Raw genomic sequence first — 22,665 nt, forward strand, 5'->3', positions numbered from 1 at the left:
CAGCAGGAACTCCTGAAAGGAGGACGGCTATGTGCTTGGGCATACCGGGACAGGTGGTCGACATCGTCGACGCCCAGCAGCACCTGGCCAAGGTCGACGTCAACGGGATCCGTCGGGTCATCAGCGTCCGACTGCTGGCCGATGAGGGCCTGGTCGTGGGCGACTGGGTCCTTGTGCACGTCGGGTTCGCGATGTCGAAGATCGACGAGGCCGAGGCGCAGGTGACGCTGGACCAGGTCCAGAAGATGGGCGCCGACTACACCAACGAGATCGACGCGTACAACTCGTCCGAAATCGCCTGATCTCGGGCATCTTCCGTCAGCGAGGAACACACGATGAAATTCGTAGACGAATTCCGTGATCCGGCCGCAGCCCGCGCGCTCGTGAGGTCCATCACCGACCTGGCGGGCACCGACGAGTTCAAGTTCATGGAGGTGTGCGGCGGCCACACCCACACGATCTACCGCCACGGCATCGAACACCTGCTGCCGCCGACGGTGGAACTGGTGCACGGCCCCGGCTGTCCGGTGTGCGTCATCCCGATGGGCCGGGTCGACGACGCGATGTCGCTCGCGGAACAGCCGGGTGTCATCTTCACGACCTTCGGCGACATGATGCGGGTGCCCGGTTCGCGGGGCAACCTGATCGAGGCGAAGGCAAGGGGCGCCGACGTCCGATTCGTGTACTCGCCGCTCGACGCGCTCAAGATCGCCGTGGACAACCCCGATCGGGAGGTGGTGTTCTTCGCGGTGGGCTTCGAGACCACGGCACCGTCGACCGCGGTGACGCTGGTGCGCGCCCGGCAACTCGGCGTCCGGAACTTCACCGTGTTCTGCAACCACGTCACGATCGTCCCGCCGATCAAGGCGATCCTCGAATCCCCCGACCTGCGCCTCGACGGCTTCCTCGGACCCGGTCACGTGTCGACCGTCGTCGGCACCAGGCCGTACCGCTTCGTGCCGGAGGTGTACGGCAAACCGATGGTGGTGGCCGGGTTCGAACCGCTGGACATCCTCGCCTCCGTGCACATGCTGTTGCAGCAGCACCGGGACGGCCGGTGCGAGGTGGAGAACCAGTACACCCGCGTGGTCAAGACCGAGGGCAACACCCAGGCGCTGAAGCTGATGGCCGAGACCTTCGAGCTGCGACCGCATTTCGAATGGCGCGGGCTCGGTTTCATCTCGCAGAGCGCGCTGAAGGTGCACCACGACTACGCCGACTTCGATGCCGAGGAGAAGTTCTCGATGCCGGGCGTGCGGGTCGCGGATCCGAAGGCGTGCCAGTGCGGCGAGGTGCTCAAGGGCGTCATCAAGCCCTGGGAGTGCAAGGTGTTCGGGACCGCGTGCACGCCGGAGACCCCGATCGGGACCTGCATGGTCTCACCCGAGGGCGCCTGCGCGGCGTACTACAACTTCGGCCGACTGCACCGCGAGACGGCGATGCTGGTCGGCAAGACCACCACGGAGGGTTGAGTGCCGAGCCCGCCCGGTCACCGACTGTTCGCGCAATACGCCTACGCCCCCAACGCGCTCGGCTACTGCGGCCCGGCGGACGCGCGCGCCCTGGAGGCCGTCGCGTGCGGTGACGGGATGGGCGCCGACGGGCCCATCGCGGACGTGCCGTCGCTGGCCGCCAGGTTCAGCGGCGCCTGGCCGTACCAACAGGTCATCGCCGAGATGTCGGGACGCACTGACCCGTTGGACGCATCGGTGGTGCGCGCCTACTGGACCGGCAACGAGCTGACCGACGAGATCGACCGCGAAGGCTTCGGCCGGGAGCTGCTGGCCCGGCTGGCGCCCCAGGCCGGGCACTACTGGAAGCACCTCACAGGGGACCTGCTCGCCGAGGCGGCGCCGACGCACGGCTTCCACGTCTTCGGCGTCTATCCGTGGTCCCGTCTGCTCGGCTCCGGTGTGCCGCAACCCCTCCAGGTGCTCGACTCCTGCCGGATCACCTGCGGGACGGTGATCGAGGTGCGGGCCGAGGACGTGGTGGTGCGTGCGCGACCGCTCACCTACGACGGCGCGCTCCACCTCGGCGAGGAACAGGATCGGCCGGTCCGGCATCGGGTGGCCGGTGGCGCGTTCGTCCCCGACCTCCGCCTGGGAGACACAGTGGCGGTGCACTGGGACTTCGTGTGCGACAGGCTGACCCCGGAGGAGGGAGACCGCCTGCAGTACTGGACAGCGTGGCAGCTCGCGCACACCAATCGCCGTCTCGAACGGGCCGAGGCCGCAGGCTGAGCGATCAGAACCTACCGACCGATCTTGCCAACGTCAGTTCCCCAGGTGGGATAGGTCGACAACTCAGGTCGGGGACCAAGGCCGACGCAGACTCTGACGTTCCGGCAGCGGGCGTGCAGTCCAGTTCGCGGGCCACGGTGCGGCCGTGAACGCCGTCGGTTCGTGGCGATTCAGGGTCCCGCTGCCCCTGACGTTGAACGATGTGCACACCCAGTAGTAGTTGTCTCCAACGTCAACGTCGAGGGAACCGTCGACGACAGAGAGCACCAACATGTCCATGTACTTGAGCAGGCCCGCAGACCCGCTGTCACACCCGTCGCATGCACAGTCGGGAAGCGTGTCCAACCGCACCGCGGGGTTGCCCGCGGCGATCGTGATGTTGAAGGGATGGTCGCGGTCCATGGGTGTGTGCGTCGTCAACACCAGTGGAACCGCGCCGTCGGCGGCCGGCTCGAGGACGGTGTCGGCCCCGCCGGGCTCCATGGGAGGAAGCGCCCAGGCCACATGCGATGCTTCTCGCGCCCAGCCGCGGTCGAGGAGAACCTGAGTCCACGCCTGCGCTCTGGCCACCACGATCCGGTACTTCTCGGGGTTGCTGGAACGCTCGTACGCCTCTTCTCCCGGGCTGGGGCCATCCTGGTAGGGGTTCGGCCACCCGGGTGTCTGCGCGCCGGTGACCGCGAAGGCTGCGTCGACGTCGTCGAGCAGTTCACGCATCTCTCGCGAGAGCAACGGCTCGTTCCCACCCCAGCCGGTTTCGCGCGCGCGGAGAACATTGTCGTTGTAGCCCTCCCACCACGACTGCGCCGCGTCTGTCACCACCACAGGGACGTTACCTATCGCTCGGCGGGCGGGCTGGATCAGGCTTCGCGAGCGAGCGTGGAGCAGAAGCCGAGCATGACGACGCCTGCGGCGGCGTCGATCGTCCGTCGAACCGTGCGGCGTTCGAACTGCTGGCGTAGTGAACCCACGAACGCGACGACGAGCAAGCACCAGGGGGTTCCGATGAGTGGCAGGGTCCAGGCGTGCAACAGCCAGACCCACCAGGGCGCGTCCGGTTGCACGAACTGTGGCAGCAGTGACAGATAAAAGACGAAGATCTTCGGGTTGGTGGCGTTGCAGAGGAATCCCTGCCGGTAACCGGTCCATAGGGCAGGTCCGGGTTCGGCCGAGGTGACGGCGTCATGCCCTCGGACCGCGCTGAGCAGCATCGAGCACCCGATCCAGGCGAGGTAGGCGATTCCGAGCCACTTGATCGCGAGGAAGATCGGGTGCACACGGATGATCACGCTCGCGATGCCGAACGAGACGAGCAGCCCTTGGACCGCCGCGGCGGAGCTGACCCCGAATGTGGTGGCCATCCCATACCTGCGCCCGCCGGACACGCTGTTGCGGACGATCAGCGCGAAGTCCGCGCCCGGCGTCAGCACCAGCACGACTGCGACCACGAGGAACACCCACGAGTAGGTCACGCCGCGATCAGCGCAGCGTGGCGTTGTAGACCGCGAGGTGCGAGCGCACCAGCTCCAGGCCCGAAGCGTCGTCGAGCGGAATCGGGTCCCGCACCACGGACATCAGGTCGACCAGTGCGACGGGCGGGTCCGCGTCCGCGCGCACGGTCATGACCACCGAGAACCGGTCCTCGTCGTTGCGGGCCCGGTACTTGATGCCCTGCACCTCGGTACCGTTCACCACCGCCGCCGCCCACTGCTGGGTCCGCGGATAGTCGACGGGGTCGCACTTCGTGAGCCACAGGTCCTGGCCGATGGCGGCCAGGTGACGGCCGTGCAGGAGCGCGACCGGGAACTCGGTGGTCACCTGCACCTGCGACAGCACCCGCCCCTCGAGCTTCTTCCTGCGCAGGATCCTGGGCACGTTGTCGTCGAGCGGGAGTGAGCGGCAGTAGGTCTCGGCGATGCACACGGAGATGTCGTCGCCGAAGTAGCTGTAGTGGAACGAGCCGTCCGGGGAGTCGAACCTGCCGCCGTGGACGGGATGGGCCGGGGTCTGGTTCAGGGACAGCACATGTCGATCCGGGGCGCCGGAATGGATGCGCCACAGCTTCGTTCCGGCAGGGATCGACGCCACCTCTGCGGTCACCGCGGGCGGGGGTACCCGGTTAGGCAATGTCGTCCTCGACCTCGGCCCGGACCAGGGTGGCGACCTGCTCGAGGTCGCCCGCTTCGAGCAGGTCCACCGGCGAGGTGCGGCCCGCGGCGGCCGGGTTGGGCGAGAGCCACCAGGACGCCACGCCCCACGGGTCGTCCTCGGCGCCAAGCGCGACGTTGCTCCGGCGGATCAGTTCGATCGCGTCCTCGGGCAGCGAGAACTGGAACTCCGGGTAGCGGTATCGCCTGCCCTGCTTGAGGCCGATGATCTGTCCGGCCCGCTTGCGCAGCGCGTCGCTCGGGTTGGCCCAGGTCTTGCGGTATTTGACGGCGACCTCGCCCGCGGAGAGGTGCGGGAACGACAGGATGTACTCGACGGCGTCGCGCATCACCGTCTTCTCGTCGAGCACGTTGCCCGGATCGATGAGGTCGAGGATCGGATCGTCGTCGTCGACCTGGCCTGCCAGCAGCAGGTGGGAGACCCGACCCGCGACCAGGCTCAGGGTGGGACGGCTGGCCAGTTCGGATCGGATGAGCTCGATGAGGTCGTGGTCACTGACCGAACCGCCGACGGCGGTCAGGCGGCGCGAATGGTCGCGGTGACGCTCCGGGACGCCGCGGGCGCGTGCTGCACTGTTCGACATGTCTGCCTCCCGGGACGCCTGGCTGATCTATCTAGATTACTAGTATAGATCCTCCTGGGTCCGCCCGCGACCCTCACCTCGACTGGTCATCCGGTTCCCGGGGCCTGCCCATCACCTCGAGCCCCGCCAGGGCGCTCTGCGCGCCCGCCGCATCGGTCTTCTCGACGGCGAACCCCATGTGGATGATGATCCAGTCCCCCGGCTCGAACACGTCGTCGGGCAGCATCCCCACGTTGATCTTGCGGTGCTCGCCCGCGACGTCGACCAGCGCCAACTGGTCGCCGTAGCCGTCGAGCATCCGCACCACCCGCCCCGGGATCCCCAAGCACATCAGCTCAGCCCTCCTCTCCCGGATCCGCGGCGGCCGCGGGCGACCCACCTCGGCGGATCCTCGACCAGCTCGAGCACGGCCGCGACCGCGTCGTCCACGACCGCGTCCACCTCCGGCGACAATCCGATGCCGTCCGCGACGGAGCGCACCTCGCAGCCCACCACGACCGTCCGGGGCGCGGTGCCGCCGAGCGCGTCCAGGCTCGCGAAGACCGACGCCGGGTCCATGCCGTGGGCATCGAGCCCACCGCCCCCGCCGCCGTGCTCCGGATCGACCTCGAAGACCCGGATGGTGCCCGGCGCGCCCCGATCCGGCAGCGCGTCCACCAGGACGAGGGCATCCCAGCCGTCCAGCAGGTCGTAGGCCAGGTGAACACCCCGAATGCCGTAGTCCACCAACCGGACCCCGTCCGGGGTCGGCTGCGGGTCCCTCGCGTGCCCGCGCTCGGCCAGCCGTCTCAGCACCTCGGGGCCGAACCCGTCGTCACCGAGGAAGATGTTCCCGATACCGGCGACCAGCACCCGCCGTTGTTCCTTCACCGATCTCTCCGCGCGCCGCCGACGCCGTCACATGTGACGCATGCGTAGGTAGCGCCTGATGTCGGGAACCGAACGCACGCCGACGATCACGCCTGCGGCGACCAACGCCACCACGAGCACCGTCGCGATCTGCCCCACTGTTTCCATCGCTAGTTCTCCTCTCTGCCCGGTTCATCGCCGCCGAGCGGTTCCAGCTCGTCCGGGGCGAAGTAGAGGTAACGCCCGTACCAGTCGTGCAGGTCCGCGGCCGGATCGTCATCGATCACCACGCCGACGTGGGTGTTGCCGTCCACGTCGGCGTGCACCGACGCGACCCTGGCCGTCCTGCCGTCGAAGAAGAGGTCCTGCGCGTCGGCGCGTCGGGACGGGTGCAGCCGCACCGCGCTGCCCCTTGCCACGCGGACACCGTTCACCGACACCGCGTCCACGTCCGGCCGCACACTCGCGTCGGCCGCGGGATCCCACCAGGGAACCCCCTCGGGCACTTCGGGTATCAGTCCCGGATCGAGCCGCGGATCGCGGAGGACGCCGTGCAGTCGCTGCATCGCCTCCGGCGTCATCGCATCGCAGCGGTCGACGATCTGCGCGGCCAGCGGATCGGTGGCGCGGGCCTGCGACTTCTCCTCGTCGGTCATCGCCATCACACGCAGGGTGAGGATCTCGTCGATCTCGGTGGAGTCGAAGAGCGCGCCGTCGCTCTGCGCGGCGACCTCCGGGTAGTCGTACAGGATGATCGGCGAGATCAGCACCGTGTCGGTCTCGCCGCGCGCGCCCGCCAGCACCGGGAAGCACCGGTGGTGGACGGCCCGGGCCACGGGGCCCGCGGCCGCATCGGGTGGTTCGAGCAGGGAGACGAACGACCCGCCCCGAACGGTCGCGATCGCGTGCGCGCCGATCAGCGACCGCGCGATGGCGAGATCCTTGTCGACCGACTCCGGCCCGGAGTTGCGCACCTCGACCGACAGCCGGGTGAAGCCGTCGTCCTCCTCGGCGCCGAGAGTCACCGTTGCGGTGATCGGCGACCGGGACCGGACGATCCGTCCCGCGGTGGATCCGTCCGGCGCGAGCAGCTCCTCGGTGTCCGTGCCGCCCGCCACGTCGACCGGAAAGACCCTGGTCGCCGCGAGTTCCGACAACGCCACCGCCGGGAGTTGAATCTCCCGCTCGACGGCCTCGTCCCAGCTGAGCCACGACCGCCTACCCACCACCAGTTCGTCGACCGCGCGGTATCCGCCCGCGCCCGACGGCTCCTGCACGCTGCGGGCCTGCAGCTGCAGGAAGCGAAGCGTCACCGTGACCCGTGTCGCGCGCTCCCCCTCCTCCGCGCCGTGCGCCAGCACGCACTGCGCGGACAGCGACGGCTCCTCGCCGACGCCTGCCGCCGCCGCACCAGGTGGACCGAGCACACCGAACTGCCAGCGCGACTGGTTCTTTCGCGAGCTCGCCCGGTACGGATAGAGCAGGTAGCCCTCGTACAGCACCGCGTCGGCGACGGCGCGGACGCGGGTTCCGACATCGGTGGCGGTCACCGGGCCTGCTCCCGCGTCTGCGCGAGCAGGTCCGTGACGGCCTCGTCGAGGCCGACCAGGCCCCGCGCGGACTTGTATTCGGCCAGCGCCTCGAGGGTGTCCCGGCCGAGTCGCACCCAGCCGGTGTTCGGGAAGTGCATCCGGATCAGGTCCCGCCACACCGAGACCGGGAGGTCGTAGCGATCCTCACGATCCCACGGGATCTGCTGGACCCCGAATCCCCCGGCGCCCTTGGTGAACAGCGTGCCGCTGAACAGGAACACCAGCGGCACGGTCCCCTCCCGGAGGGCGTGCAGGTACTTCGACGCCGCCACCTCGAAGTCGTAGGTGCACGGCATCGGCAGGGTCGCCTCGCAGGTCTCGGCGAAACCCTGCACCATCGCGGCGCACTGCAGCCACACGAACGAGTGCTGCGTCGAAGACCACCGCTCCCGACCGCCGAACAGGTCCACCAGCCCCGCGGCCTCGGCGTCGGTGTACCGCCGTCGGTTCGGCTCGATGCGCACCTGGCAGCGCAGCGCGATGGCGTGCACCGGAGCGTCGGCGCTCACCGCCACCCGGGCGGAGAGGATCGGGGCCGCCGCGTACGGCTCCGGGGTCACGTCGAGGACGGCGAACGACACCTCGCTCACGGCCCCTCACCGCCTCTGCGCTGCTGGCCGGTACCGCCGGCGCGGGCCGCGACCTCCGCGAAGAAGTCGTCGATGTAGCCGCGCGCCTCCTGGCCGCCGTCGAAGCCGCGCCACAGCGTGCGCAGTCGACCGACGAACTCGTAGCACGCGTCGATCGGGACCAGGAAGCACTCCGCCTCGCCGCGCCCCTGCTCCGGCATCCGGATCAACACCGCCTCGACGTCGTCGGCCGCCGTGTCCAGCCCCGGATTCGCCGCGCGTACGGCGTTCCACGCGTCGAGCGGCAGTTCCGACTCGGTGGCGCCCGCGGGACCTGGGTAGAACGCGACCATCCGGCCGAGGACCGAGTTGCGGAAGAAGAAGGCCAGTCCCACCGGGATCTCGAGTTCGTCCCATCGGCCCTGGCCGAGCTCGAACCCGGGGAACGACAGATAGCGATCCGGGACAGCGCGGTACCGCAGCTCGGCACCCTGGTCGGTGAACAGCAGGTAGCAGCCGCGGCAGACACACATCAACGCTCGCCCCTCCACGTTGACCACGTGCTGATGGCGATCGCCGATCACCTCCGCGCACATCTCACAGCGCTCGCCCGGCTGTTGAGCCGGGCGGGTCGCCGTGATGCGTTTGAGCACCGAGAAGGGAGTGCTCATCCGCTCACCCCCACCGGTACCGCGACCGAACGCACGCCGTCCCTGACCAGCACCGGCAGCGGTTCGAGGTGCAGATCGCCGTCGTCGAGCCCGGCGCCCGCGTGCACCACGTCGAAGTGGGCGTGGCAGGTCGGACACCGCAGGACGGCGTCGCCCGCCGGATGGCCGGCACGTCGCGCCAGGACGGCGCCCGCCAGCGAGTGCGTACCCGCCGGGCAGCGGTCCCGGTACGCCAGCAGGTCGTCGCCGATACGGCAAACCAGGACAGGTAGACCCCCGACCACGAACCCGCCCACCTCTCCGGGCGCGAGCTGCTCCAGTTCCGGCGCAGGGCACCACGTTCCTGCGGGGCCCGACGGGGCGTGCACGTGCGAGAACAGCGACTCGGCGGCGATCAGCCCTGGCTCCGAGTCGGGCTGCGCGGCGACCACCTCGATCGAGGCGATCTCCGGCGCCGCGGCGAGCACCGCGCCCTCCACGGCCAGTTCCAGCGTCACCGACGAGGACGGACAGCTCCGGCAGCTGCCGGTCAACTGCAGGCGCACCACCCCGGCGCCGTCGGCGGGCCCGCGCTCACCAGGGAACTCGATGCCCATAAGCTCCACGTCCCCGCCGTGCGAGCCGAGATAGGGCCGCACACTGTCGAGCGCCGCCCGCACCCGGGTCTGCACGTCGTGCGGGTGCAGACCGTGCACCAGCAGCAGGCTCGCCACCAGTTCGTCGTCGGTGAGCCACTCGGCCCCGCCGTCCACGTGCTCGGCGAGGATCCGCACGACCCGCGCCAGCCCCTCGCCGTAAAGGTCGACCACCTCGCGCACCAGCTGTTCGGCGCGTTCGCGCGCCGCGGTGCCGCCCGCCGAGCTGGCCTCGAGAAGCGTCTCCATCCGATCACCCGCCGCGCGCCACCGTGCTTCCTCGTCTCCTGCCGCCGGGCCGTTCACCGTCACTCTCCGGTCGGGTACTGCGTCGGTGAGTGCAGCTTCTCCAGCGTCTTGCCGTTGCCGAGGTACATGTGCACGCCGCAGGGCAGGCAGGGGTCGAAGCTGCGGACGGTCCGCATGATGTCGATCCCCTTGAAGTGATCGCGATCGTTCTCCTCGAAGATCGGTTGCCCCTGCACCGCGTCCTCGTACGGCCCCGGTGTGCCGAGGCTGTCGCGGGGGCTGGCGTTCCACGGGGTCGGCGGATAGGGGTGGTAGTTCGCGATCTTTCCGTCCCTGATCACCATGTGGTGTGAGAGCACACCGCGAACCGCCTCGGTGAAACCGCAGCCGATGCCCTCGTCGGGAACGTCGAACTTCTCCCAGGTCTTGGTGCGCCCGGCCCGGATCTCCACGAGGGCCTTCTCCGCGAAGTGGAGCGCGCAGGCCGCCGCATAGGCCTGGAAATAGGTCCGGGCGCGGTTGCGTTCGATGGTGTTGCTGCCGTGCTCCGGGATCTTCCATTCGAGCGAAACCGGGCCCTTGAGCGCGGTTTTCGGGAGGTTGATCTGCACGCTGCGGCCGGTCGACTTCACGTACCCGATGTCGACGAGCCCGGCCAGCGCCGTCGACCACAGGCGGGCCAGCGGCCCACCGCCGGTGTCCAGCGCGAGGTGGTCGGTGCCGTCGAACCACCTGGGCGACATCACCCAGCTGTACTTGTCCTCGAGGTCGCGTTTCTGCGGCTGCGGGTTGGTGTGCTGGTTCCACGGGTGCCGCCGGTCGACCGGATTGCCAAGCGGGTCCTGCTTGACGAACGTCTCCTGGTCGCTCCAATCGTCGTAGTACGACGAGCCCAGCAGGATCCGGATGCCCAGGTTGATGTCGACGAGATCGGTGGTGACCAGCTTGCCGTCGACGACGACCCCGGGGGTGACGAACATCTTCCGGCCCCAGTTGGTCATGTCCTTGTACTCGAAGTTGCAGTGCTCGGGGTCCTGGAACGAGCCCCAGCAACCGAGCAGCGTCCGGCGCAGGCCCACCTTCTCGTACCCGGGAATCGCCTCGTAGAAGAAGTCGAACAGGTCGTCGTGCATGGGCACGACCTTCTTCATGAATTCCACGTACCGCATCAACCGGGTCATGTAGTCCGTCATCAGCTGGATGGTGGCCACCGTCCCGACCCCGCCCGGATAGAGCGTGGACGGGTGCACGTGCCGACCCTCCATGAGGCAGAACATCTCTCGGGTCGCCCGGCTGACCTGGAGCGCCTCGCGATAGAACTCGCCGGTGAACGGGTTGAGCGAACGCATGATGTCCGCGATCGTGCGGTACCCGTGTTCGCCCGCCCGCGGCGCCTGGGTGTTCTCGGCCTTGGCGAGCACGCCGGGGTTCGTCTCCGACACCATCTTCTCGCAGTAGTCCACGCCGACCAGGTTCTCCTGAAAGATGTTGTGGTCGAACATGTACTCGGCGGCCTCACCGAGATTCACGATCCATTCCCCGAGGTGCGGCGGCTTCACGCCATAGGCCATGTTCTGCGTGTAGCAGGAACACGTCGCGTGGTTGTCACCGCAGATGCCGCAGATGCGGCTCGTGATGAAATGCGCGTCGCGGGGATCCTTGCCCTTCATGAACAACGAGTAGCCGCGAAAGATGGACGAGGTGCTGTGGCATTCCACCACCTCTCGGTTGTCGAAATCGATCTTGGTGTAGATGCCGAGACTGCCCACGATGCGGGTGATCGGATCCCAGGCCATTTCCACGAGGCCGCCGGGGTCCGTCTGCTTGTGCGACGGCTCGGGGATGATCTGTGTCATCGAATTGCCTCTCGACAGGTCGAGCTACCAGGTACGTACTGCTCCCGTTTCGAGTGTGGAACCCGGATTGCGCCAACGCGGTTCCTTCTCCACCGTTCGTGCGGTCACGTGACGCAGGCGTCGGATGACGGAGCCGTAGAGCCCCGACGCCGTGCTCGAGACCAGGCCGCCGGGTGGCTCGTCCATGAATGGCATGAACTTGTCGGGGAACCCGGGCATGGTGCACCCGATGCAGATGCCGCCGACGTTCGGGCATCCGCCGAGCCCGTTCATCCAGCCGCGCTTGGGGACGTTGCACTTGACCACCGGGCCCCAGCACCCCAGCTTCACAAGGCAGGTCGGCGATCCGTACTCGGTGGCGAACTCACCCTGCTCGTAGTAACCACCGCGGTCGCAACCCTCGTGCACCGTGGCACCGAACAGCCACTGCGGGCGCAACGCCTCGTCGAGCGGGATCATCGGGGCCTGATCGGTCGCCATGTACAGCAGGTAGGTCAGCGTCTCGGACAGGTTGTCCGGCTGGATCGGGCAGCCGGGCACACAGACGATCGGGATCCCGGCCTTGGACTTCCATTCCCAGCCGAGGTAGTCGGGTACGCCCATCGCACCGGTGGGATTGCCCGCCATCGCGTGGATTCCGCCGTAGGTCGCGCAGGTCCCGGCCGCGACGATCGCGGTCGCCTTGGGCGCGAGACGGTCGAGCCACTCGCTCGTCGTCACGGGTTGTCCGGTGGCCGGGTCACTCCCGAAGCCGCACCAGTAACCCTCGTCGTGCAGCTTCTCGTTGGGGATCGATCCCTCGACCACCAGCACGAACGGTTCGAGTTCGCCGCGATCGGCCTTCCAGAACCACTCGAGGAAGTCGTCGGCGCCGCCGGTCGGTCCGCACTCGAAATCGATCAGGGGCCAGTGGACGGCGATCTTCGGCAAGCCCGGAAGGGCACCGAGGGCGATCTCCTCGATGCTGGGCTGGGTGGCAGCAGTCAGTGCCACCGAATCGCCATCACAACTGAGACCCGCGTTGATCCACAGCACGTGGATCAACGTTTCTTCGGCTTTGACTGCCGCCTCCGTTGGCATCAGTGCCGCTCTCCGGGGCAGGGCTGTGCCCCTACGTCATCGGAGTCGACCCTCGGCCCACTTGTATGACGCTCATCACGGTCTACACCCGCCGGAAGAACCTTGTCAATGGTCGCAGGATCGTCACGGCGCCCCTATTGCGCGTCAATCCATGTGTACCAATCGATTACGCCCTCGCCCGACACCGCCGAGACCGGCACGATCTGAACGTCCGGGTTCACCGACCGCGCGTGTCGCGAGCACGCCTCGAGATCGAAGTCGACATACGGCAACAGATCGGTCTTGTTGATGATCACCAGCCCCGCTGCCGCGAACATGTGCGGGTACTTGAGCGGCTTGTCCGACCCCTCGGTCACCGAGATCACCACCACCTTGCTGCGCTCGCCGAGATCGAACAGGGCCGGGCAGACGAGGTTGCCGACGTTCTCCACGAACAGCAGTGATCCGCTGGGCGGGTCGAGCGTGTCGAGGGCGCGCCGCATCATCTCGGCGTCGAGGTGACAGCCGGCACCCGTGTTGACCTGCACCACCGAACATCCCGTGGCCTTGATCCGTTCGGCGTCGAGCAACGTCTCCTGATCGCCCTCGATGACGGAGATCGGGCGCGCGCTGCCGAGTTCACGGATGGTGCGCTCGAGCAACGTGGTCTTGCCCGCGCCCGGCGAACTCGTCAGGTTGAAGGCGAGGATGTCGCGGGCGGCCAGCCATTCCCGAATCTCCTGTGCGAGCAGGTCGTTCTTCGCGAGCACCTTCTGCTCGAGCGAGATCGTCTCGGTCGGCGGCAGGTGTTCGTGCGGATGATCGTCGTGGTCGTGCTGGTGCGCGTGATCATGTGAGTGGGCAGGGTCGTGTGGATGAGCGTGATCGTGATCGTGATCGTGACCGGCATGGTCGTGAGGCACCGTGATCACCGCACCCGCGTGGTCGCCGCATCCGCATGTTGCACACATAGCTCAGCTCACTTCCATCGACATGATCCGCAGTTCGCGACCCGATAGGATCTCCACGTCCGCGCTCCCGCAGCGGCACAGCACCACCAGATCGGTCAGCTCGAAATCCGCCCCGCAGCCGCGACAGTGCGCCCTGCCCGGCGGCTGATCGATCGCCAGGCTGGCACCCTCCATCACGGTGCCCTCGGTCGCCAGCTCGAAACAGAACTGCATCGAATCGGGAACCACGGCGCAGAGCGTGCCCACCTCGATCGTGACCCGCCGCACCCGCCTGCCCGCCGCACGCTCGCACACCGCGTCGACGACGCTCTGGGTGATCGACATCTCGTGCATCACGGCCTCGCTCCGGCCTCGGTGGAATTCACCCTAGGACGCGGCCACCACGGGCACAACGGTTCGTCACTCAGGTGACGCCGCCTTCTCAGGTGACGGCGACGACGCCAGACCGGACTCCCAGCGCGCCTGCACGCCGCCGTACTGCCACACCAGCACGGCGGTCAGCCAGGTGCCGATGAACAGCCCGACGATGATGAACCCCATCGCCCCCAGGTCGAGCGCGCCGATCCACCCGAGCAGCCCGTCGGTGACGTCGAACTTCGCAGCGAGGAGCGAGATGATCTCCTGCGCACCGATGAGCATCGCGACCAGCACCGACAGCCCCGTGACCACGAGGTTGTAGTAGATCTTGCGGAGCGGCCTCGCCAGCGCCCAGCCGTAGGCGAAGTTCATGAACGAGCCGTCGATCGAATCGAACAACGACATGCCCGCGCAGAACAGGATCGGCAACACCAGGATCGAGTACCAGGGCAGCCCGGTCGCGGCCGCGCCACCCGCGATGACGAGCAGCCCCACCTCGGTGACCGTGTCGAAGCCCATCCCGAAGAGCAGCCCCACCGGATACATGTGCCACGGCGCGCGGACCGCGGCGACCACCGGCTTCAGCACCCGGTTGAGGGCTCCCCGATTGTCGAGTTCCCGCTCCAGCCGCGCCTCGTCGTAGGCACCCCTCTTCATCTCGCGGAACACCCGGTGGATCGCGATGAACGACATCAGGTTGAGCAGGCCGATGAGCAGCAGAAAGGTCCCCGAGACCAGGGTGCCGAACACTCCCGTCCAGCGCGTGAGATCGGACTTGTCGTCGGACAGGCTCGCAGCGATCTCCCGCACCCCGAACGCCAGCAGCGCCACGAGCACGAACACGATCGTGGAATGCCCTAGGGAGAACCAGAATCCGACCGACATCGGCTTCTTGTTCTCCGCGACGAGCTTCCTGGTGGTGTTGTCGATGGCCGCGATGTGGTCGGCGTCGAATGCGTGCCGCATGCCGAGCGTGTACGCGGTGACACCGAGCCCGACGCCGAAGGCGGACCCATGGACCATGTACTGCCCGGGAACGACGACGACGAACAGCACACCCCACCCGATGACGTTGAGGGCGAGCACCGTGACCGCCATGCCGACGAGGCTGCGTCGCTCACCGCGATCGAGGTCTCGCCATGCGCGGATCAGCCCGGTGCGGGTGAAGCGGGATGTCACGGTCATGACGTTCCTCGATGGGCGCGAGAACCGAGCCGATGCCGTCACTCAGCCTATACCTGCACAGTTGTTCACTTGAAGCCCTTGACCGCCGGTATCTGGCCGTGGCCACCGCCAGGTCAGCGAAACCCAATTGGCTGAATTGTGCCGGCTTCTCGGGCCGCGGGCCGGCGGGCGAGCGTGACGCACGTGATCGCCGTGACTGCCATTGCCGCGATCCCGATCCATGCCGCGGTTGTATAGGCGTCGTCGGTCGGGAAGAGATGCCCGCTAGGAGTGCCGGCGGCCAACACCAGGCCACCAATTGCACTTCCGAGCGAGAAGCCGACGCTGCGCACGACCTGGTTGAAGCTCATGGCGCTCGTCGTCTCATCCGTCGGGGTGACGGCCAGGATGACGGAGGGCATCGCCGCCGAGAAACCGCCGACGCCGAAGCCGAGGACCGCCATCGATACCAGCAACTCGGCGAGGTTCGAGCGGGCGGCAACAAACAGGGCAAAAGCAAACAGCACGATGATGGCGCTACCGGCCAGAAGTGGCGGCGCACCGATACGCTCGCGCAGGCGAGGCGTGAGCTTGCCTGCGACGAATCCCAGCAGCGAGAACGGAACCAGCACGAGCCCGGCAACGAAGGTGGTGAGCCCGAAGCCGTAACCGGCGCTCTGCGGCGTCTGGGCGTAGCGCGTGATGAGGGTCAGCAGCAGGTACATGCCCACGCCACCGACGAGCATCGCGGCGTTTGCTCCGGCGACGGCGGGGTGTCGCATCAGCCGGATATCGACAAGCGGCGCCGAGCTACGGCGTTCGTAGGCCGCCCAGATGCCGAGCAGGAGTGCGGCGGTCGCAGCCAGAGCCACCGCGAGGCCGAGGTGTCGGATCCACAGGCCCGTCTCGCTCGCCAGGAGAAGGACGAGGAACAGTCCGCCTGCCAGGAGTAACGCGCCAGGTTTGTCGACCCGGGCCGAGCGCCCCTCGGGTGGTACGGGCATGCTGCGCAGGGCCGCCAGGAACGCGACGGCGGTGACGAACACCCCGAGTCCGTACGCGACGCGTACACCGCCGAGTTCGGTGAGCAACCCTGCCAGCGGGTAGCCGATGCCGACACCGACGGTGGAGGCCACCGACACCAGGGCGATCGTGGCGGCCGCGCGATCTTCGGGAAGATGATCACGGGCGACGCCCATCATCAGCGCGGTCAACCCCAAGCCGACGCCCTGAGCCGCCCGGCCGACGAGCAGCCAGGCGAAGGGCAGCGGAAGCACCGTGAGCACGCTTCCCGCCACCACGACCCCGAGCGTGGCGAGGATGGTGCCGCGGCGATGAGGACCGGCCCCCAAGCGGCCGAGAACAGGCGTGGCGATGGCGCCGGTCAGCAGGGTGATGGTGAGAGTCCACTGCGCGCTGGCCAGGGACACATCGAATGTGGTCGCCACGCTGGTGATCAGCGGCGCCCCGAGGCTGCCGACCGCTGCGACGACCAGGGCGATGAACACCAGCGACGGGACCAGCATCCGCGGTTCGGGCCGCCTCGACGATGGCTTCACACGCCGCAGACTACTGATCATCGACTCGACACATCCAGTGGAAGACCTGTGTGTGGCGAGCTCCACAGGTCACCGAAGCGGTGCTCACCGGACCGGACGACCCGGCACGTAACCGCCTCCGACGAGGCAGTCGCGGTGGTCGTCCGGCCGGGAGGCACGCCTCAGGCGGACGGCACCTTGTCGAGGAAGCCGAGCACGTGGATCAGCCGGCCGTCCGCGTCGCGCTCGATCACGTCGAACCCCTCGATCAGGTCCTCCGCACCCGCGGGCCCGAGCTGCCAGCCGAACCTCGCCTGGTCGTGGTGACCGTCGACCGGGCCGTTGAGCCGGAAGCTCATCCCGGCGAACTGCTGCTGCACGGCGCCGATGGTGGCGTCGATCTCGGCCCGTCCGGTGGCCGCGGCCATCGGGTCCACGTACCGGCCGTCGGCCGCCCACAGCGCGTCGATCGCGGCGCGACGCCGGTCCGCATCGGTCTCGTTCCACACCGCGATGTACTGGGCCGCAAGGTTCTCGAAGGTCATGTCGTCACTCCTGTCGGATGTCGCGGTGGCCGCCTCGGCCCCCGTCGGAACACAACTCTGACCGTCACGGTGCGCCGCGTCGATTACCTCCGAGGTAATGGCGGCGCTTCCCGGGCCGCCCTAGGGTTGCCTCATGACCACCCTCATCGAGGCCCAGCAACCGGTCGGCACGTTGCTCCGGCGGTGGCGTGAGCGACGCAGGCTCAGTCAACTGGACCTCGCGTCCCGGGCGGAGGTCTCGGCCCGTCACGTGAGCTTCCTCGAGACCGGCAGGTCCAAGCCGACCAAGGCGATGCTGCTCAAACTCAGCGAACAGCTCGAGATCCCACTGCGGGAGCGGAACTCACTGCTGCTGGCAGGCGGCTATGCCCCGGCCTACCCGGAGCACCAGCTCTCCGACGTGCCTATGGCCGCGGTGGCCGACGCGATCGCGGCAATACTCGGTGCACACCTGCCCGCCCCGGCCGTCGTCGTCGACCGGCACTGGAACATGATCGACGGCAACACCGCGGTCGCGATGTTCACCGAGGGCTGCGCGCTCCACCTGCTCGAACCGCCCGTCAACGTACTGCGATTGAGCCTGCATCCGGAGGGCATGGCACCGCGGATCGTCAATCTCGGCCAGTGGCGCAGTCACCTGCTGCACCGGCTCGACCACCAGATCGTCACCACCGGGGATCCGTTCCTCGCCGCGTTGGCCGACGAACTGTCGGCCTACCCCGGCGAGTCGCCGACGGACCACGACCCGGATGCCCTGGTGGTGCCGCTCCGATTCGCCACGCCGGGAGGCGAACTGGCGTTTCTCAGCACCACCACGGTGTTCGGCACGCCGATGGACGTCACGGTCGCCGAGCTGGCGATCGAGACCTTCTACCCCGCCGACGCGCCGACAGCCGCGGCGCTCGCCGAGGGCGTCAGATGACGCCCATCCCGAGCATCGCGTCCGCCACCTTGACGAAGCCACCGATGTTCGCGCCGAGGACGTAGTCGCCCGGCTTGCCATATTCCTCAGCGGTCGCGACACAGCGGCCGTGGATGTCCGACATGATCTTCGAGAGCCGCTCGTCGGTGTAGTCGAAATGCCAGGAGTCGCGCGAGGCGTTCTGCTGCATCTCCAGCGCCGAGGTCGCCACGCCGCCCGCATTCGCGGCCTTGCCGGGGGCGAACGCGACGCCCGCCGAGCGCAGCACGCGCAACGCCTCGGGGGTGGTCGGCATGTTGGCACCCTCCGCGACCACGCGGACCCCGTTCTCGACCAGGGTCAGTGCGCCCTTCTCGTCGAGCTCGTTCTGGGTGGCGGACGGGATCGCGACCTCGCAGGGCACGTCCCAGATCGATCCGCCCGCAACATACTTGGCGGACGGAACGGTGTCGACGTAATCGCAGATCCGGCCGCGCCGGACCTCCTTGATCTCCTTGAGCAGCTCCAGGTCGATGCCGCGCTCGTCCACGATGTAGCCGGCCGAATCCGAGCAGGCCACCACGGTGCCACCGAGCTGGTGCACCTTCTCGATCGCGTAGATCGCCACGTTGCCGGAACCGGAGACGACGACCCGCTTGCCGTCCATGCTGGTGCCGGCCGTCTTGAGCATCTCGGCGACGAAGTAGGCGGCGCCGTAGCCGGTCGCCTCCTTGCGCACCTGCGAGCCACCCCAGGTCAGGCCCTTGCCGGTGAGCACGCCGGACTCGTAGGAGTTCGTCAGCCGCTTGTACTGACCGAACAGGTAGCCGATCTCGCGGCCACCGACGCCGATGTCGCCCGCGGGCACGTCGGTGTACTCACCGATGTGCCGGTGCAGCTCGGTCATGAACGACTGGCAGAACCGCATGATCTCCGCGTCGGAGCGACCCTTGGGGTCGAAGTCCGAGCCGCCCTTGCCGCCGCCGATGGGCAGTCCGGTCAGCGCGTTCTTGAAGATCTGCTCGAAGCCGAGGAACTTCACGATGCCGAGGTTGACGCTCGGGTGGAAGCGGAGGCCGCCCTTGTAGGGGCCGAGCACGCTGTTGTACTGCACCCGGAATCCGCGGTTGACGTGCACGTTGCCGTTGTCGTCGGTCCACGGCACCCGGAAGATGATCTGGCGCTCCGGCTCGCACAGCCGCTCGATCAGCGCGCCGTCGGCGTAGTTCGGGTGCCGCTCCAGCACCACCGTGAGCGATTCGAAAACCTCGGCGACGGCCTGGTGGAACTCCGGCTCACCGGCGTTGCGACGAACAACTTCCTCGAAGTACTTGTCGACGCGCTCACGGACATGCCCACTCACAGCGGCCGCCCTCCTCATTGATCTGCAGGGATGGAAAGTAAAGACAATCACAAGACTTCCTCACGGCCGCATGCGGGTGCCCGTGATCCCCGTCACCGCGGTGACCGATCCCACCCGTGCCGCAGGCGCGACACGGGTGGGCGCGGACCTGACTTGCCGGGACGGGAGGTGAGCCTGGGACTACCGTGAGATTCGTCATCCAGATCTGCGGAGGAGCGTCAATGAGCATCCAGACGGTGGAATCGCGCCGCCATCGCGTCGTGGTCATCGGTTCCGGTTTCGGCGGACTGTTCGGTGCGCAGGCACTCAAACGCGCCGACGTCGACGTCACCCTCATCGCTCGCACCACCCACCACCTCTTCCAGCCGTTGCTCTACCAGGTGGCGACCGGCATCCTCTCGGTCGGCGACATCGCCCCCGCGACCCGCCTGGTCCTGCGCAAGCAGAAGAACACCCAGGTATTGCTCGGCGACGTTCTCGAGGTCGACCTCGAGGCCAAGACCGTCACCTCACGACTGCTCGAGCGAGAGACGGTCACCGAGTTCGACAGCCTGATCGTCGCCGCGGGCGCCGGTCAGTCCTACTTCGGCAACGACCAGTTCGCCGAGTTCGCGCCCGGCATGAAGACCATCGACGACGCCCTCGAACTGCGCGGCCGCATCCTCGGCGCCTTCGAACAGGCCGAGCTCTCCAACGACCCGGAGGAGCGCGCCCGGCTGCTCACCTTCGTCGTGGTCGGCGCGGGCCCCACCGGCGTCGAACTGGCCGGCCAGATCGCCGAGCTGGCCCATCGCACCCTCACCGGCGCCTTCCGGAACATCGACTCCCGCGAGTCCCGGGTGATCCTGCTCGACGGCGCCCCGGCGGTGCTCCCCGTCTACGGCGGCAAGCTCAGCGAGAAGGCGGCCGCGCGGCTCGAGAAGCTGGGCGTCGAGATCCAGCTCAACGCGATGGTCACCGACGTCGACGTGGACGGCCTGGTCGTCAAGGAGAAGGACGGCACCGAGCGCCGCATCGACTCGCAGTGCAAGGTGTGGTCCGCGGGCGTGCAGGCCAGCCCGCTGGGCAAGCAGCTCGCGGCGCAGTCCGGCGCCGAGATCGACCGCGCCGGCCGCGTGCACGTCAACCCCGACCTGTCGCTGCCCGGGTACCCCAACGTCTACGTCATCGGCGACATGATGTCGCTCGACAACCTGCCCGGACTGGCGCAGGTCGCGATGCAGGGCGGCAAGTACGCCGCCAAGCAGATCAAGGCCACCGTCGCGGGTGAGTCCCCCGAGACGCGGCACCCCTTCAAGTACTTCGACAAGGGCTCGATGGCGACCATCTCCCGCTTCAGCGCGGTCGCGAAGGTCGGCAAGCTGGAGATCAGCGGTTTCATCGGCTGGGTCGCGTGGCTGGTGATCCACCTGATGTACCTGGTCGGCTTCCGCAGCAAGTTCTCCACGATCCTGTCCTGGACCGTCAGCTTCCTCGGCCGCGGCCGCGCACAGATGGCATCGACGGAACAGCAGGTGTTCGCGCGCAACGCGATCGACCTGTTGCAGGACTACGAGCGAGCCAAGGACGCAGGCCTGATCGGCGATCCGCTGGCGGTCTCCACCGGTGAGGAGCGGGAGAAGGCGGGCTAGCTAGCCGTTGTGCGCGTGGGTGGCGCCGAGGTCGTGCAGCATCCGGTGCACGACCTCGTCGTCGAGCGAGTAGCTCATCTTCTTGCCGTCCCGCCGTACCGCGACCCAGCCCTGGTTGCGCAGCAGCCGAAGCGCGTGTGAGACGGCCGTGGTGCTCATGTCCAGCGCCGCCGCGAGATCCGAGACGTAGATGCCGGGGGCGCGGTGCAGACCGAGCAGGATCCGGAGCCGGGTGGGGTCGCCGAGCAGTTCGAACCGGCGCACCCACTCCGGTAGGTCCGGCACCGCCTCGACGGCAGCGCGGGCCTGCGCGACCTGTTCCGGGTCGAACGCGGGCGGGATACCGGTCATGAGTTCACCGTAGCCAACGCGCGGCCCAGCCGGGTCCCGAGGCTGCCGCCCGCCGCAAGGGGCATCCGCACCCACGACCCACCCGCGGGGTACCTCTCGACCACCGCGGACCGCTCGTCGGGGAACACCAGCTCGCTCTGGACCGCCATCGGCGAGTCCAGCAGGTCGTGCCCCACCGTCCCCGCCCCCAGTTCCAGCCGGTGCCGCAGCAACGGCATCCCGTCCAGGTCCGCGTGCAGCGCGCCCGACCATCGCCCGCCGCGCTCCCCGGTGCGCCCGATCTGGGCCCGCTCGCGCACCGTCACCCGCGACGAGGACGTCAGCTCGAGCCGGGTGTGGGTCCGGTGGTCCGCGTCCGCCGCGACGACCATGGGCTCGGGGTCGAGCAGCAGCTCCGCGTCCCGGTCCACCCGGATGTCCCAGCGCGCGGTCGAGACCAGTTCCTCGGCCCCTGGCAACGCGAGCGCCGCCGCGACGGTGCGCACCGTCAGGCTCGCGCCAGGCCCGACGCGCAGCACGATCTCGAGGTGGTCGCCGCCGAGCGGCGTCGCCGCCGCGGAGATCAGGTGCACGGTGTCGGGCCCGGTGATCCGGGCGGCCAGTCCGCCGCTCGCCCGGATCCGCGGGGAGCGGCCCCGCTCGGCGACGATGGTCAGCGCGGTGTGCACCCGATCAGACCGCCGCGGCCAACTGCTCGCGCACCCAGGCCAGCACCGGTGTCGCCGCCGGGTCTGCGGTCAGCGAGATCAACGCCGTCGGCCTGCCCTCGCGGACCCGGGCCGCGTCGGTCTCCATCACGGTCAGGTCCGCGCCGACCAGCGGGGCGAGATCGGTCTTGTTGACCACCAACAGGTCCGAGAACGTCACGCCCGGTCCGCCCTTGCGCGGCACCTTGTCGCCGCCCGCCACGTCGACCACGAAGATCTGCACGTCGATCAGCCCCGAGGAGAAGGTGGCGGTGAGGTTGTCACCGCCGGACTCGACCAGGATCAGGTCCAGGGGCGGGTTCGCCTCGATCAGGTCGTCGATCGCGTCGAGATTCGCGGTGATGTCGTCGCGGATCGCGGTGTGCGGGCAGCCACCCGTCTGCACCGCGGTGATCCGCTCGTCGGGCAGCACCGCATGCCTGCGCAGGAAGTCCGCGTCCTCGGTGGTGTAGATGTCGTTGGTGAGCACCGCGAGCGAGAGTTCGTCGCGCAGCTCACGACAGAGCGCGGCCACCAGCGCGGTCTTGCCGGATCCGACCGGGCCGCCGATACCCACTCGCAGCGGCTCTCCCGGCACCCGCACCCGCTTGGGCCGGTCGTGCGTGTGCTGATGCGGTTCACCGTCGATCAGGTGCGGGGGCATGTCGATCTCCTTCGGATGG

The 22,665-nt window shown here is 68.4% G+C and carries 27 protein-coding genes; 5 read left to right on the forward strand and 22 right to left on the reverse strand.

Going from position 1 to position 22,665, the window contains the following annotated elements; all coding sequences use genetic code 11:
• Window positions 1-29 precede the first annotated feature (29 nt).
• The 3 genes from FCG67_RS10945 to FCG67_RS10955 are packed head-to-tail and all read left to right on the forward strand — an operon-like array spanning window position 30 to window position 2,243.
• On the forward strand, window positions 30-302 hold the full coding sequence (locus FCG67_RS10945; RefSeq protein WP_027501456.1) for a HypC/HybG/HupF family hydrogenase formation chaperone: 273 nt from the start codon (window positions 30-32) through the stop codon (window positions 300-302).
• A gap of 33 nt (window positions 303-335) precedes the next feature.
• On the forward strand, window positions 336-1,472 hold the full coding sequence (gene hypD, locus FCG67_RS10950; protein ID WP_136909696.1) for a hydrogenase formation protein HypD: 1,137 nt from the start codon (window positions 336-338) through the stop codon (window positions 1,470-1,472).
• Entirely contained in the window at window positions 1,473-2,243 is a 771-nt protein-coding gene (locus FCG67_RS10955; protein ID WP_136909698.1) for a DUF6390 family protein, read from the forward strand.
• A gap of 63 nt (window positions 2,244-2,306) precedes the next feature.
• Here the strand turns inward: FCG67_RS10955 and FCG67_RS10960 are convergent, their stop codons facing one another.
• From FCG67_RS10960 to FCG67_RS11040, 18 genes are all read right to left on the reverse strand, one after another.
• Window positions 2,307-3,065, reverse strand: a complete 759-nt coding sequence (locus FCG67_RS10960) for a DUF6226 family protein (RefSeq protein ID WP_246045000.1) — start codon at window positions 3,063-3,065, stop codon at window positions 2,307-2,309.
• Window positions 3,066-3,103: 38 nt separating this feature from the next.
• A complete protein-coding gene (locus FCG67_RS10965; RefSeq protein ID WP_136909700.1) occupies window positions 3,104-3,715 on the reverse strand; it encodes a LysE family translocator in 612 nt (203 codons plus the stop codon).
• 7 nt (window positions 3,716-3,722) lie between these two features.
• Window positions 3,723-4,343 (reverse strand): RES family NAD+ phosphorylase, encoded by a 621-nt coding sequence (locus tag FCG67_RS10970; protein ID WP_136909702.1) that lies wholly within the window; start codon window positions 4,341-4,343, stop codon window positions 3,723-3,725.
• A gap of 19 nt (window positions 4,344-4,362) precedes the next feature.
• A complete protein-coding gene (locus FCG67_RS10975; protein WP_136909704.1) occupies window positions 4,363-4,995 on the reverse strand; it encodes a hypothetical protein in 633 nt (210 codons plus the stop codon).
• Between the two features lie 73 nt (window positions 4,996-5,068).
• The gene (locus tag FCG67_RS10980) at window positions 5,069-5,326 is read right to left on the reverse strand and encodes a HypC/HybG/HupF family hydrogenase formation chaperone (protein ID WP_136909706.1); all 258 of its coding nucleotides are present in this window, start codon (window positions 5,324-5,326) and stop codon (window positions 5,069-5,071) included.
• On the reverse strand, window positions 5,326-5,865 hold the full coding sequence (locus tag FCG67_RS10985) for a hydrogenase maturation protease (protein ID WP_136909708.1): 540 nt from the start codon (window positions 5,863-5,865) through the stop codon (window positions 5,326-5,328). The genes FCG67_RS10980 and FCG67_RS10985 overlap by 1 nt, the downstream gene beginning before the upstream one ends.
• A 27-nt stretch (window positions 5,866-5,892) precedes the next feature.
• Window positions 5,893-6,012, reverse strand: coding sequence for a DUF6893 family small protein (locus FCG67_RS25685; RefSeq protein ID WP_097213325.1), 120 nt, complete (start codon window positions 6,010-6,012; stop codon window positions 5,893-5,895).
• Window positions 6,013-6,014: 2 nt separating this feature from the next.
• A complete protein-coding gene (locus FCG67_RS10990) occupies window positions 6,015-7,394 on the reverse strand; it encodes a hypothetical protein (protein ID WP_136909709.1) in 1,380 nt (459 codons plus the stop codon).
• On the reverse strand, window positions 7,391-8,026 hold the full coding sequence (locus FCG67_RS10995; protein WP_136909711.1) for a DUF6084 family protein: 636 nt from the start codon (window positions 8,024-8,026) through the stop codon (window positions 7,391-7,393). The genes FCG67_RS10990 and FCG67_RS10995 overlap by 4 nt, the downstream gene beginning before the upstream one ends.
• Window positions 8,023-8,676 (reverse strand): DUF5947 family protein, encoded by a 654-nt coding sequence (locus FCG67_RS11000; protein ID WP_136909713.1) that lies wholly within the window; start codon window positions 8,674-8,676, stop codon window positions 8,023-8,025. Before FCG67_RS11000 ends, FCG67_RS10995 begins: the two co-directional genes overlap by 4 nt.
• Window positions 8,673-9,560, reverse strand: coding sequence for a NifU family protein (locus tag FCG67_RS11005; RefSeq protein WP_136909715.1), 888 nt, complete (start codon window positions 9,558-9,560; stop codon window positions 8,673-8,675). The genes FCG67_RS11000 and FCG67_RS11005 overlap by 4 nt, the downstream gene beginning before the upstream one ends.
• A gap of 59 nt (window positions 9,561-9,619) precedes the next feature.
• Entirely contained in the window at window positions 9,620-11,416 is a 1,797-nt protein-coding gene (locus tag FCG67_RS11010) for a nickel-dependent hydrogenase large subunit (protein WP_136909717.1), read from the reverse strand.
• Between the two features lie 24 nt (window positions 11,417-11,440).
• Entirely contained in the window at window positions 11,441-12,496 is a 1,056-nt protein-coding gene (locus FCG67_RS11015; protein ID WP_136909719.1) for an NADH-quinone oxidoreductase subunit B family protein, read from the reverse strand.
• A 134-nt stretch (window positions 12,497-12,630) separates the two neighbouring features.
• The gene (gene hypB, locus FCG67_RS11020) at window positions 12,631-13,446 is read right to left on the reverse strand and encodes a hydrogenase nickel incorporation protein HypB (protein WP_136909721.1); all 816 of its coding nucleotides are present in this window, start codon (window positions 13,444-13,446) and stop codon (window positions 12,631-12,633) included.
• A 3-nt stretch (window positions 13,447-13,449) separates the two neighbouring features.
• Window positions 13,450-13,779: a hydrogenase maturation nickel metallochaperone HypA/HybF gene (locus FCG67_RS11025; protein ID WP_136909945.1), complete on the reverse strand. Its 330-nt coding sequence runs from the start codon at window positions 13,777-13,779 to the stop codon at window positions 13,450-13,452.
• A 66-nt stretch (window positions 13,780-13,845) separates the two neighbouring features.
• Entirely contained in the window at window positions 13,846-14,988 is a 1,143-nt protein-coding gene (gene nicT / locus FCG67_RS11030; RefSeq protein ID WP_136909723.1) for a Nickel transporter NicT, read from the reverse strand.
• Between the two features lie 113 nt (window positions 14,989-15,101).
• Complete coding sequence (locus tag FCG67_RS11035; RefSeq protein ID WP_211243165.1) at window positions 15,102-16,493, reverse strand: MFS transporter; 1,392 nt, start codon at window positions 16,491-16,493, stop codon at window positions 15,102-15,104.
• Between the two features lie 194 nt (window positions 16,494-16,687).
• A complete protein-coding gene (locus tag FCG67_RS11040) occupies window positions 16,688-17,050 on the reverse strand; it encodes a nuclear transport factor 2 family protein (protein WP_077041733.1) in 363 nt (120 codons plus the stop codon).
• Window positions 17,051-17,183: 133 nt separating this feature from the next.
• Here FCG67_RS11040 and FCG67_RS11045 point away from each other — a divergent pair, with 133 nt between their 5' ends.
• The gene (locus FCG67_RS11045; protein WP_136909725.1) at window positions 17,184-17,972 is read left to right on the forward strand and encodes a helix-turn-helix domain-containing protein; all 789 of its coding nucleotides are present in this window, start codon (window positions 17,184-17,186) and stop codon (window positions 17,970-17,972) included.
• Here FCG67_RS11045 and gdhA read toward each other — a convergent pair.
• Window positions 17,965-19,314: an NADP-specific glutamate dehydrogenase gene (gdhA, locus tag FCG67_RS11050; RefSeq protein ID WP_246045001.1), complete on the reverse strand. Its 1,350-nt coding sequence runs from the start codon at window positions 19,312-19,314 to the stop codon at window positions 17,965-17,967. The genes FCG67_RS11045 and gdhA overlap by 8 nt on opposite strands.
• A 221-nt stretch (window positions 19,315-19,535) precedes the next feature.
• Between gdhA and FCG67_RS11055 the strand changes: the two genes are divergently transcribed.
• Entirely contained in the window at window positions 19,536-20,945 is a 1,410-nt protein-coding gene (locus FCG67_RS11055; RefSeq protein ID WP_136909729.1) for an NAD(P)/FAD-dependent oxidoreductase, read from the forward strand.
• On the opposite strand, the gene FCG67_RS11060 is transcribed toward FCG67_RS11055, so the two are convergent.
• From FCG67_RS11060 to ureG, 3 genes are read right to left on the reverse strand one after another with little or no spacing between them, the layout of a single operon-like run.
• Window positions 20,946-21,296, reverse strand: coding sequence for an ArsR/SmtB family transcription factor (locus FCG67_RS11060; RefSeq protein WP_136909731.1), 351 nt, complete (start codon window positions 21,294-21,296; stop codon window positions 20,946-20,948). It lies immediately after the preceding gene.
• Window positions 21,293-21,964, reverse strand: a complete 672-nt coding sequence (locus tag FCG67_RS11065; RefSeq protein ID WP_136909733.1) for an urease accessory protein UreD — start codon at window positions 21,962-21,964, stop codon at window positions 21,293-21,295. The genes FCG67_RS11060 and FCG67_RS11065 overlap by 4 nt, the downstream gene beginning before the upstream one ends.
• A gap of 4 nt (window positions 21,965-21,968) precedes the next feature.
• A complete protein-coding gene (gene ureG, locus FCG67_RS11070; RefSeq protein ID WP_077041737.1) occupies window positions 21,969-22,646 on the reverse strand; it encodes an urease accessory protein UreG in 678 nt (225 codons plus the stop codon).
• Window positions 22,647-22,665: the final 19 nt, after the last annotated feature.

Source organism: Rhodococcus oryzae (assembly GCF_005049235.1).
Lineage (GTDB): Bacteria > Actinomycetota > Actinomycetes > Mycobacteriales > Mycobacteriaceae > Rhodococcus_G > Rhodococcus_G oryzae.